Source organism: Paenibacillus nicotianae (assembly GCF_042681745.1).
GTDB classification, from domain to species: Bacteria; Bacillota; Bacilli; order Paenibacillales; family Paenibacillaceae; genus Saccharibacillus; species Saccharibacillus nicotianae.
The window spans coordinates 120,985-132,846 of sequence record NZ_JBHUGF010000014.1; the positions used below are offsets into that span (position 1 = coordinate 120,985).

An 11,862-nucleotide genomic window follows, 5' to 3' on the forward strand; every position below is an offset into this window, starting at 1 on the left:
TACCTAACATAATATATAGAATTGAAGAATTTAGCAAGAATTTTTACTCATATCATAAAAAAGACAATTTTATATATACTTAGTTCCTTTTTATAAGTTTACTATAATCTTGATCATATTAGCTTAGATCAAGATTATAGTAAACAAAATATCAGCAATACTTATAATCAAGACTATTAAGATATTTATTTTATATACTAGTAAGTTAAGTATTAACAAAAAGATACAGGGTTTAAAATTTACATGAAAACTTAAAATTCATTGATTTTATTTTTATATTCTTCCGTCAATAAAGTTTTGCTATAATTATGATATTTTTTCAAATACTTTTTTAATATAGTTTCTTCTAAAATATTATTATTATTTTCTAATAAATATAGATATAAAGCTTGGTAAATTGAATTACTTATTAAATTTTTATCAATATTTAATAGCTGTTTTCTAGATACATCAGGGATAATATTTTCATCGATAATATTAATAATAATGTTTGCTTTACTAAATAATTTCATATTTATAGCATTTTTCACATTCATATCTCTATTCTCTATAAATACTTTTCTTAAATATATATTAGCATTTATACTTTTCCCTCCTTTAGATAATTGTATATATTTGTCTACTTCTTCTAGCCCAAAAAAGTTTAATTCATAAGTAGATACATAAGTTCCAGAATTATTATCATGATGATAATTATCTAATCCATCTAGATCATCAATTTTCAGACCAGAAACAAGTTCATCGCCACTAATTAAAAAATCATTTCTATAATCTGGAATCTTGACATTGGAAGAAATTGCTATATCGATATCATCATTTGTGTAATTTTCTCTATAATGATCCTCAATATCACCTATATGCTCTTCGATATTTATTACTTCGTCTAAATCATTAGAATCATCAACATACATAAACGAAATATATTTTAGGATATTATTATTCACGTAATTTCTTAATGAAATATTTTCTTTAGGATTTGAATATATTTTTTTACCATCATATGAAAAATCTATTCTTTGAGATTTTATATCTTTGATATTTTGAATAAATAACGACTCTGACGTTATCGCTTTAGGAAAATAAATTGTAGCTTCTACATTATTCAAATATTTTGAAAGATTTATAAATTCTTTGTTATCTGATTTTTTTGAATTAATATTCGATAATTCACCGTTCATATCAATATGAATTTCAAATTCATCAATTAGAAAAGTTTCGCTGATATACTTATATATCTCTTCATAATTTTTAAACACTTTAAAAAAATCAGAATATTCAAAAATTATTTCAGTACCTAAAAAATCTAAATTCTTAAATTCTTTAATCGAAACATACTCATTATCTTTTTGTATCTCCACTTCAAGTAATTTATCTTCTCGATATCCTTTTGTTCTAATAAGAATATTATTACTTAACATAAATCCAGTAAGAAATCCTATCCCATATCTACCAATAGGTTTATAACTATAATCACCTAACAAATATTCTTCTGATTGAAAATAAGAAGACCCTACTGCTAAAAAAAAGTTTTTCAATTCAAATATATTCATACCCTTTCCATTATCTTTTATTTTTACTTGGCCGTTTTTTTTATCAATAATAATAAATATTTTAGGTTGATATGGTTGGTTGTATCTTATATTTTGATCTTTTGATTTGATTTCTTGTAACATTAAACATGCATCTATGGAATTTTGTACTATTTCTCTTAACCCAACTCGTTTATCTCCATACAGATTTTCTCCCATTAATAGTTTCAATGTTTTTTGATAATTCATTTGAAATTTTAAATCTACGAATGTATAACTTTTTAGAGTGATTTTATTTTGAACTTTATAATATATGTCTAGTTTATGTGGATTTTTGAATTCTTTAGTCATTTCAATAGCATGTAGTATCTCCTCATTTATCCACTCTATATAACGAAGCAATTTTCTATATATATTAGGTTCTCCACATTTACCATAAATGTAAATAGATCTTTCTCCCGTATTGGGATTAATTGTTATTTTGTCAATATTATCAATAGCAAAGTGTTGTTTCCATTCTTCCTTACTATATGCTTTAGGATTAATAGCTGTGTATAATCTACGAGGTGTCCTTGAGCCATCAAAATCTAAAATATCTCCTAATCTTAGCAACAAAGAACAAAACTGAATATTTATACTTAGTTCACCTATTATATATTTACTACTCATATTATTCTTCACCCAAAGTATATCTCGAGTATGTGAATCACATACTTCTGCTACTATATTAGCAAAAGATTTATTTCTCATACCCGGAATTAAAAGGTGATCTGTTAATTCTTTTAAAATATATATAGAAGACCTCTTTGCATGGACTTTTCTAATATATTCTTGCAAGGCCTCTATTTCATCACCATTAAATTTTATAAGTAAAGAAGTATATTTGATTTCGTTATATATAAGTTCATCATTTTTTATTTTATGAATTTCTTCTTCTGTAGCGGCCATTCCTATATCATGTAACAACGCAGCAAGAATCAGTACAGAAATCTCTAGTTCATTCAGATTATCTATATCGGGAATAAGCTTAAACATGTTATTCATAATCCTAAACGAGTGCTCGGTATCGTGCTGAGTATAATTTGGAAAAACTTTAGCAATACGTTGATTCAATAATGGTTTTACATCTTCATATACGTTTAGAATAATATAATAGTAATTAGGATTTTTTTCTTTTAAAGCTTTTACTAATAAATTCTCTGTAATCATTTTACACTCCTATAATTTTATATATTTGTAATAAAGAACTATATGAAATATATTATATTGCTTTTGTCTTAATAATTGTAATTATTTATATGTTTTATTCTATTATTAATATAATCATTAAGTTCCGTTTATATCTTAAAACACAAAAAGACCACCTTTAAAGGTGGTCTTTTCTATGTTCATAATGGAGGCGAGGGGAGTCGAACCCCTGTCCGAAGGCAACGTTACATAAGCTTCTACGGGTGTAGTGACAGATTTGATGTCACCCTAGGAACTCCCTGTCACCGGATTCCCTTTGGGTCAGCCTGGTTATCTTATTCAGCACACCTCAGGCGGAGATGTGACAGCGTAGCCCACTATTAGTTGGGCCCTCGTCCTGGCACATGGGCGATGCGAGGGGAGAGCACGCTCACAGGTTATTAAGCTGCGAAAGCGTAGTTAGTTTGTTGTTTGCCGTTTAATAGGCTTTAGCGTTGATAAAGCGGACGCGTCCCCACTACCCGCTACCCATGCTCGAACTACCCCCGTCGAATCCATAAACGCCCCCTTAATATAAGGGTGCTGGATTAGAACGGATCACATGAGTCTCGTTATCCGAATATACAGCAACAGTCTTTCCCTCCATAAGAAAGAACTGTAAAGTGTGTCATGTATCAGCCATAGGCTGTTTCTATTGAAAGAATATACATTGACCACAGACTATGAGTATACCACATTTTAGGCTCTGTGAACAGTTGCCCAAATGCGACAACGTTGTTCTGAAATCCATATAATGTTGTGCCTCTAGTCATTATCTGCTCTGTAAGCCAGATGATACTAACCTAGGCGCTGATTCGCACCAGCTTCTTTATCCATTTACCCATCTAACCTTCAATTGTAACTAACTCGCTACAAAATGATAAAGACTGCACTTTTCAACGTTTATCAACTTAACGAGAAATCTTCTGATTATCCCGTAATGCGCGTTGAATATCGCGATCTGCATCTTTTTTGGCTGCTGTCGCACGTTTATCATGTTGTTTTTTACCTTTACCGAGTCCAATTAATAGCTTTGCATACCCGTTACGGATATAGATTTTAAGCGGAACGATTGTATATCCATCTCGCTTAGAAGCACCGATCAATTTACTGATCTGACCTTTATGCAATAACAATTTACGAGTACGTGTCGGATCGGTAGGATTGGCACGATTCCCTTCTTCAAAAGGGCTGATATGCATGTTATGCAAAAATACTTCACCATTACGAATCGTCGAAAACGCATCGCCAATATTGGCTCTTGCCCGGCGTAAGGATTTGATCTCTGTTCCGGTTAAGACCATCCCTGCTTCATACGTATCTTCGATAAAATAATCGTGTGACGCTTTTTTGTTTTGTGCGAGAACTTTACTTTCACCCTTTTTGGTCGCCATAAGGGTTCACTCCTTTATTACTGAATTAGTAATTACATTCATGCTTACCATCTTTTTTTACTTTAACCCGATCAACATTATTAAAAAAATAATTAATCAGTATCCCTTTGAACTTACTTCTTTATCTATACTTTTGCCAGCATAATCTTCAAATAAAGATCGGCATTTCTCCTATATCCTTGAGCACGGTATAGGGATACAGGAGAAAGCCGATCGATATCTTATTTATTCCGGTTTTTGCTCGGTAGATTTCGGTTTACGTTTGCGTGGACGACTTTTTTTCACTTCGCCACCTGTTTTACCTGTATCTACTTTAGCCGAAGACGTCTGGATATTGCCTGCTTCTGGATCGAATACAGGGCCTTCTATCTTTTTGCGTCTTGGTGCTGAACTACCTTTACGCTTTTTGCTACTTTCGACAGGGCTGTTATAACCGCCTTTTCCTGAACCGAAGTTGAAGTTGCGAGAATTGTCTTTACCCGAACTTTTCGGAGCATTGGTCGAAATGCCTTTCGCTTTTTTAGGTTTGCCTTCACCTGTATTTACAGCCGTCGTACTGTCTGCATGACGTGACTGTGTATTCGGTACATTGACCGCAGTCGTCTGACCGGCAACCGCAGATGATTTCCGTTTGCGTCTACCTGGCTTTTTACTTCCGGCATCTGCGGTTGGCGCTACAGAAGTGCTAGGAGCTTTGCTCGCTTTGGCAGCTTTCGCTGCTTTACCGAATTTTGCCGCTTTACTAGCTGCTTTGTTTTTACCACGATCTCCGCCACGTCCACCTCTGCGCTCACCATCTGGACGTGGTGAACGAGGGCCACGATCTGTACGCTCAGGACGATTGCTTTTCGGCATATCTTTCAGCTCAAAGTCGATCGTATGATCTTCCATATTCACGCGGGCTACACGTACAGTAATCGCATCACCGATACGATAGATTTTGGAAGTACGTTCACCAAGCAAGATCATTTGTTTATCGTCAAAATGATAATAATCGTCAGTCAGCATCCCTAAGCGAATCAGACCTTCTACTGTATTATCCAGTTCGATAAACATACCAAAACTTGTCACACTGCTGATAATACCTTCGAATTCTTCGCCCACTTTATCCAGCATATACTCTGCTTTTTTCAGTTGATCGGTATCGCGCTCTGCATCTACAGCAACACGTTCACGTTCTGAAGATTGTTGAGCAATATCTGCCATACGTGAATTGAGGTAATCCTGGCGCTTCGGCTTGAGCTTACCACCATTTTCGATCACTTCACGAATCACGCGGTGAATAACCAGATCGGGATAACGACGGATCGGCGATGTAAAGTGACTATAGTAATCTGCCGCTAGTCCAAAGTGACCTGAACTATCCGCAGAATATTTCGCTTGTTTCATCGAACGAAGCATCATTGTGCTGATAACCGTTTCTTCTTTTTCACCTTTGATATCTTGCAACAATTGTTGCAAGGCACGCGGATGAATATGATCGCCTGTTCCTTTGATCACATGACCGAAGTTCGAAGCGAATGCTAAGAAGTTCTGTAATTTTTCTTGATCGGGATTCTCATGAATACGATACAAGAAAGGCACTTGAAGCGTACTGAAATGTTCGGCTACCGTCTCGTTCGCAGCTAGCATAAACTCTTCGATGATCTGTTCTGCCACAGAACGCTCACGCTTCACGATATCAACCGGTCTGCCTTTTTCATCTAAAATAATCTTCGCTTCGTCAAAATCAAAATCAACTGCACCACGACGAGCACGCATTTCACGTAACTGCATCGCAAGTTCACGCATTAATTTGAAATCTTCGACCAACGGAGCATAACGTTCTAACAATTCTGGATCTTCATCTTCCAAAATTTTGCGTACATTCGTATATGTCATACGCTCTTTGGTTTTGATCACACTGGTAAATACTTCGTGCTTCACGACTTTCATATGCTCATCGAATTCCATTTCGCATGAAAGGGTTAGACGATCTACCTGTGGATGTAGACTACAAATACCGTTAGACAAGCGATGCGGTAACATAGGAATCACGCGATCCACTAGATACACACTACATCCGCGGTTGTACGCTTCGATATCGAGCTTAGAACCTTCTTTGACATAGTAGCCTACATCTGCAATATGCACGCCTAGACGGTAATGTCCGTTGTCTAGACGCTCTACATTAACAGCATCATCCAAGTCTTTGGCATCTTCGCCATCGATGGTTACGATATTCTTGTCGCGTAGATCGCGTCTACCTTGTTCGACGATCTCTGCATCTGTAATGGAATCAGGAGCGGCTTGCGCTTCATCCATAATTTCATCAGGGAAAGACTCTGGTAATTGATGCTTGCGGATAACAGACAATATGTCTACGCCTGGATCGTCTTTGTGACCCAATACTTCAACGATTCGTCCTTCTGCTGCTGCTCTACCTTCTGGATAGCTGACGATTTCAGCAACCACTTTTTCGCCTTCGACTGCACCACCGAACGATTCTTTGGGCACAAAAATATCGCGGTTAATCCGCTTATCATCCGGGATAATAAATCCGTACGTATCCAGTCCCTGAAATACACCTACTACACGTGTATTTTTACGAGTAATCACACGAACGACTTCGCCTTCCATACGACCGCCTGTCGTACTGCGAGAAGTGACTTTGACAAACACGATATCGCCGTTCATCGCTGTTCCCATATCATTCGCATTGATATAGACATCGCCATGCTCTTTTTCCTCAGGAATTAGAAAAGCAAATCCTTTGGCATGCGCTTGTATCCGTCCACGAACTAGATCCATATGTTCAGGTAGACCGTAACGATGAGACTTGTTCTGCACGATCACGCCTGTGTGCTCAAGTTCATTTAATATTTTGACCAATTCTTTAAAATCCGAAGCCGCTTGAATCTCTAACTGCTGCTCCAATTCTTGATAAGTCATTGGTTTATAATCGATACTCTTTATTACATCTAATACTTGTTGTTCAGTAATCATATCATTTCACCTCGGACGACCTTCAGGGTAAGCTTATGTTCCCTTCTTGATCCGTATGTACAACTGTATGCATTGTAGCGTTTAGTATACTCATACCCTAGTATACACTAAATTAATCTCACTCATTCAATTCGCATCAAATATTCAGTTGCCTGTATCTATCTGTATAAAAAAAGAGGGCAGTTCTATTATCCCCTCCTTGGTTGGGAATAACAAAACTGCCTGAAAAGTATTGCACATCATGAACTTTGGTCTTACATTTCTTACATGGGAATAATGGACAAGCTCGGGAACAATTCCAAGTATAGTTCCTCTATATGAAATCTCTATGAACAAACAATAACCAAAGAACAATTATTTTCTTAACATATAAAAATCGCCTGAATCGGTAAGTGATGCTCTACCAAATCAGGCGATTCATGATTTAACTAAAGACCGCTACAAGAATAGCTAAAACAAAAAATCCAATAGCTAGACCTACTGTTGTACGTTCCAACACCAGTTCCATTCCGCGCGCTTTGGTTTTACCAAAAAGATGTTCCGCACCGCCGGAGATGGCACCAGAAAGTCCAGCACTTTTACCTTTTTGAAGTAGAACAATAACGATCAACCCAACGGAAAAAATCATGAGCAGTACTTTCAAAGTCAATAACATGAATTCCACCTCCTCAAACGAATACGCCGAACATCTATCGTTATCATATAAGAACAATAGCGATTGACCACCACTATCGTATGTAATAATCGTATAGAAAACAGCATTCTTATTTTAGCATATTTTTCAAGCAAAAAGCAATCTTTTTACTCCGATATGTCTGTTGTGGCTGATTTTAAAGAATACTTTTATTCTTTAACTAGCAAAACATACTCAAGTTTTTCAAACATTCTCTATATAGAAAAACAACATAAAAAAGCAACCACCCGGCAAAATGCCGAATGGTTGATGTAGATCCCTTTGATCCTATTCTTTTTCCGGGGAAGGAATCGGAATAGAAAGTCAAAAGTGAATTATTTAGTCAAGCCTCTGTGTGCAGTCAAGTTGTAGAACGATTTAAGACCATCGTATTTAGCAAGGTCACCCAATTGATCTTCGATGCGAAGCAATTGGTTGTATTTAGCAATACGGTCTGTACGTGAAGGAGCACCTGTTTTGATTTGTCCAGCATTTGTCGCTACAGCGATATCAGCGATTGTGCTATCTTCGGATTCACCAGAGCGGTGAGAGATAACTGCTGTGTAACCAGCGCGTTTAGCCATTTCGATTGCATCAAATGTTTCAGAAAGTGTACCGATTTGGTTAACTTTAACAAGGATAGAGTTACCAATACCTTCTTCAATACCACGGCCAAGACGCTCAGTGTTTGTTACGAACAAGTCGTCACCAACCAATTGAACTTTGTCTCCCAATTTCTCAGTTAACAATTTCCAACCTTCCCAGTCATCTTCAGAACAACCATCTTCGATAGTAATGATTGGGTATTTATCAACCCATGAAGCCATCAAGTCTACGAACTCAGCAGAAGTGTATGATTTACCTTCGCCAGCAAGTTCATATTTACCGTTTTTGTAGAACTCAGTAGAAGCAACGTCCATACCCAAGAATACGTCAACACCTGGTTTGTAACCAGCTTTTTCGATCGCTTCGATAATAGAAGTCAATGCTTCTTCGTTAGATGTAAAGTTAGGAGCGAATCCACCTTCGTCACCTACAGAAGTGCTAAGTCCTTTAGCTTTCAATACAGATTTAAGGCTGTGGAAAATCTCAGCACCTGTACGGAGAGCTTCTTTGAAGCTAGGAGCTCCAACTGGCAATACCATAAATTCTTGAACGTCAACGTTGTTATCAGCGTGCTCACCACCGTTGATGATGTTCATCATTGGTACTGGCAATTGTTTAGCGTTGAATCCGCCCAAGTATACATACAATGGAAGATCAAGAGCATCAGCAGCTGCACGAGCAGTAGCCATAGATACTGCAAGAATAGCGTTAGCACCCAATTTAGCTTTGTTAGGAGTACCATCCAATTTGATCATTGCTTTATCGATACCCAATTGATCCAAAGCATCCATACCGATGATTTCTGGAGCGATGATTTCGTTAACGTTCTCTACTGCTTTAAGAACGCCTTTACCCAAGTAACGAGATTTGTCTTCGTCACGAAGTTCTACAGCTTCATGAGCACCAGTAGATGCGCCAGAAGGAACGATAGCGCGACCCAAAGCGCCAGATTCCAAGTATACTTCAACTTCAACTGTAGGATTACCGCGGGAGTCAAGAACTTCGCGTGCATAAACATCAGAAATAATAGTCATGGTTAAATGTTCTCCTTTTAAATCGTTATTTTAGATCATACATGATCATTACATTTTAATTCATATCTTTATAGCGAGCAATTACTTACGGCTGTCGACAATAGACGTACCTGTCATTTCTTCCGGTTTAGGTAATTGTGCAAAATCAAGAATGGTTGGTGCGATATCACCTAAGATACCACCTTCACGCAAAGTAACATTTTTATCTGTAACGATAAATGGTACAGGGTTCGTTGTATGTGCCGTCTGCGGACGACCCAATTCGTCGATCTCTGTCTCAGCGTTACCATGGTCAGCAGTAATAAGGGCTACGCCACCTTTAGCTAGAATCGCATCTACGACTCTACCTACGCACTCATCTGTTGTTTCTACCGCTCTGATTGTAGGCTCTAGCTTACCAGAGTGACCTACCATATCAGGATTAGCAAAGTTCAAAATGATAACATCTTGACGCTCTGCTTCGATCTCAGCGATACAAGCATCTGCTACTTCACGCGCACTCATTTCTGGTTGTAGATCATACGTAGCCACTTTAGGAGAGTTGATCAAGATACGAGTCTCGCCTTCAAGTTCTACATCACGACCGCCACTGAAAAAGAATGTAACGTGCGGGTATTTCTCAGTCTCAGCAATACGCAATTGTTTTTTGCCATGCTGTACTAAGACTTCACCAAGCGTGTTGCTTAGATCTTTCGGGCCATACGCTACCGTTCCACTTACTGTATTGCTGTATGTGGTTAAGCATACATAGTACAGGTTTTTCGGTTGTGCATGTCCACGATCGAATCCTTCAAAACCTTCTTGAGTAAAAGCTTGAGACAACTGAATAGCGCGGTCAGGGCGGAAGTTCAAGAAGATGATTGAATCTCCATCACTTACTGTGCCAACTGGTTTTTCTTCACTATCTACAATCACAGATGGTTCAACGAATTCGTCAAACACTGAATTTTGATAAGAAGAAGAAATCACGTTTTCTGCGTCTTTGAATGCCGGGCCTTCGCCAAAAGCGATAGCACGGTAAGCTTTTTCTACACGTTCCCAGCGTTTGTCACGATCCATTGCATAATAGCGACCTTGAACAGTAGCAATTTTACCTACGCCCACTTCTGCTATTTGAGCACCCAATCGTTCCATATAACGTTTACCGCTATCTGGCGATACGTCGCGTCCATCCAAGAATACATGAATCAATACATCATGGAAGTCTTCGCGTTTAGCCATATCCAGTGTAGCGAATAAATGATCGATATGACTATGTACACCGCCATCGGATAACAGGGTGAACACATGCAATTTTTTGCCGTTTGTTTTTGCATTTGTAAATGCGCCAACCAACGCTTCATTTTGGAAAAAGTCTCCATCACGAATCGACTTGGAAATACGAGTCAAATCTTGATATACAATGCGGCCTGCACCGATATTCAAGTGACCGACTTCCGAGTTACCCATTTGCCCTTCAGGCAGACCTACAGCTTCACCGCAAGCAGTTAGTGTAGTGTGTGGGTATTCGCTTAGATATCTATCATAATTCGGTTTTTTCGCTTGAGCAACGCCGTTGCCTTCTACTTCTGCGCGTAGACCGAATCCGTCCATAATGATTAGTGCTACTGGTTTGGGTGCTGACATTTACTTCGCCCCCTCAACGAGCTGAATGTAAGAATCAGGTTGCAAGCTTGCGCCGCCGACAAGTGCGCCATCGATATCGCTTTGTCCCATGTACTCCTTCACATTCTCAGGTTTCACGCTACCGCCGTATTGAATACGAACTGCGTTAGCCACTTCTTCGTTGTATAGACCTTTAACCAATTCACGAATATAAGCGATAACTTCATTCGCATCTTGGGATGTAGAAGATTTGCCTGTTCCGATTGCCCAGATTGGCTCATAAGCGATCACAGTTTCTTTCGCTTGGTCTGCGCTTAATCCGACAAAAGCACCTTCTGTTTGTACTTTACATACTTCTTTAGTTTGATTAGCTTCACGCTCTTCAAGCTTTTCACCTACACATACGATAGGAGTCAAACCATGACGGAAAGCAGCATGTACTTTTTTATTAACGATTTCGTCTGTTTCAGCAAAATATTGACGACGCTCAGAGTGACCGATAATAACGTAGTCCACACCAAGATCTTTCAACATTACGCCACTGATTTCGCCAGTGTAAGCACCGTTGTCTTCAAAATGAAGATTTTGTGCACCGATTTTGATAGAAGTTCCTTTTACTGCTTCAACCAAAGCAGGAAGATTAGTGAAAGGAGCGCAAATTACGCTTTCTACGCCGTCTACTTCTGCTTTACCTTTGATATCTTCAATAAACGCTTTTGCTTCAGGAACGGTTTTGAACATCTTCCAGTTCCCTGCAATAATTGGTGTTCTCACTGCGATATCACTCCTTCTGTTTGCATAACTGCAGT

Annotated in this window: 7 protein-coding genes and 1 other RNA gene; all 8 read right to left on the reverse strand. The window is 38.0% G+C overall.

Going from position 1 to position 11,862, the window contains the following annotated elements:
• Positions 1 to 251 precede the first annotated feature (251 nt).
• Positions 252 to 2,738 (reverse strand): HD domain-containing protein, encoded by a 2,487-nt coding sequence (locus tag ACFSGI_RS22985; protein WP_204826916.1) that lies wholly within the window; start codon positions 2,736 to 2,738, stop codon positions 252 to 254.
• Positions 2,739 to 2,920: 182 nt separating this feature from the next.
• Positions 2,921 to 3,285, reverse strand: a transfer-messenger RNA (tmRNA) gene (ssrA, locus tag ACFSGI_RS22990).
• Positions 3,286 to 3,667: 382 nt separating this feature from the next.
• The gene (gene smpB, locus ACFSGI_RS22995) at positions 3,668 to 4,150 is read right to left on the reverse strand and encodes an SsrA-binding protein SmpB (protein ID WP_204826915.1); all 483 of its coding nucleotides are present in this window, start codon (positions 4,148 to 4,150) and stop codon (positions 3,668 to 3,670) included.
• Positions 4,151 to 4,375: 225 nt separating this feature from the next.
• A complete protein-coding gene (rnr, locus tag ACFSGI_RS23000; RefSeq protein ID WP_204826914.1) occupies positions 4,376 to 7,135 on the reverse strand; it encodes a ribonuclease R in 2,760 nt (919 codons plus the stop codon).
• A gap of 424 nt (positions 7,136 to 7,559) precedes the next feature.
• Positions 7,560 to 7,790, reverse strand: a complete 231-nt coding sequence (gene secG / locus ACFSGI_RS23005; protein WP_069325812.1) for a preprotein translocase subunit SecG — start codon at positions 7,788 to 7,790, stop codon at positions 7,560 to 7,562.
• 353 nt (positions 7,791 to 8,143) lie between these two features.
• The gene (gene eno / locus ACFSGI_RS23010; RefSeq protein ID WP_204826913.1) at positions 8,144 to 9,448 is read right to left on the reverse strand and encodes a phosphopyruvate hydratase; all 1,305 of its coding nucleotides are present in this window, start codon (positions 9,446 to 9,448) and stop codon (positions 8,144 to 8,146) included.
• A gap of 81 nt (positions 9,449 to 9,529) precedes the next feature.
• The gene (gene gpmI / locus ACFSGI_RS23015; RefSeq protein ID WP_204826912.1) at positions 9,530 to 11,074 is read right to left on the reverse strand and encodes a 2,3-bisphosphoglycerate-independent phosphoglycerate mutase; all 1,545 of its coding nucleotides are present in this window, start codon (positions 11,072 to 11,074) and stop codon (positions 9,530 to 9,532) included.
• Positions 11,075 to 11,827, reverse strand: coding sequence for a triose-phosphate isomerase (tpiA, locus tag ACFSGI_RS23020; RefSeq protein ID WP_204826911.1), 753 nt, complete (start codon positions 11,825 to 11,827; stop codon positions 11,075 to 11,077). It abuts the gene before it with no gap.
• Between the last annotated feature and the right edge of the window lie 35 nt (positions 11,828 to 11,862).

Bases quoted from the DNA above. Each gene is read 5' to 3' on its own strand.
- ACFSGI_RS22985 (WP_204826916.1), bottom strand. From the start codon at position 2,738: ATGATTACAGAGAATTTATTAGTAAAAGCTTTAAAAGAAAAAAATCCT.
- smpB (WP_204826915.1), bottom strand. From the start codon at position 4,150: ATGGCGACCAAAAAGGGTGAAAGTAAAGTTCTCGCACAAAACAAAAAA.
- rnr (WP_204826914.1), bottom strand. From the start codon at position 7,135: ATGATTACTGAACAACAAGTATTAGATGTAATAAAGAGTATCGATTAT.
- secG (WP_069325812.1), bottom strand. From the start codon at position 7,790: ATGTTATTGACTTTGAAAGTACTGCTCATGATTTTTTCCGTTGGGTTG.
- eno (WP_204826913.1), bottom strand. From the start codon at position 9,448: ATGACTATTATTTCTGATGTTTATGCACGCGAAGTTCTTGACTCCCGC.
- gpmI (WP_204826912.1), bottom strand. From the start codon at position 11,074: ATGTCAGCACCCAAACCAGTAGCACTAATCATTATGGACGGATTCGGT.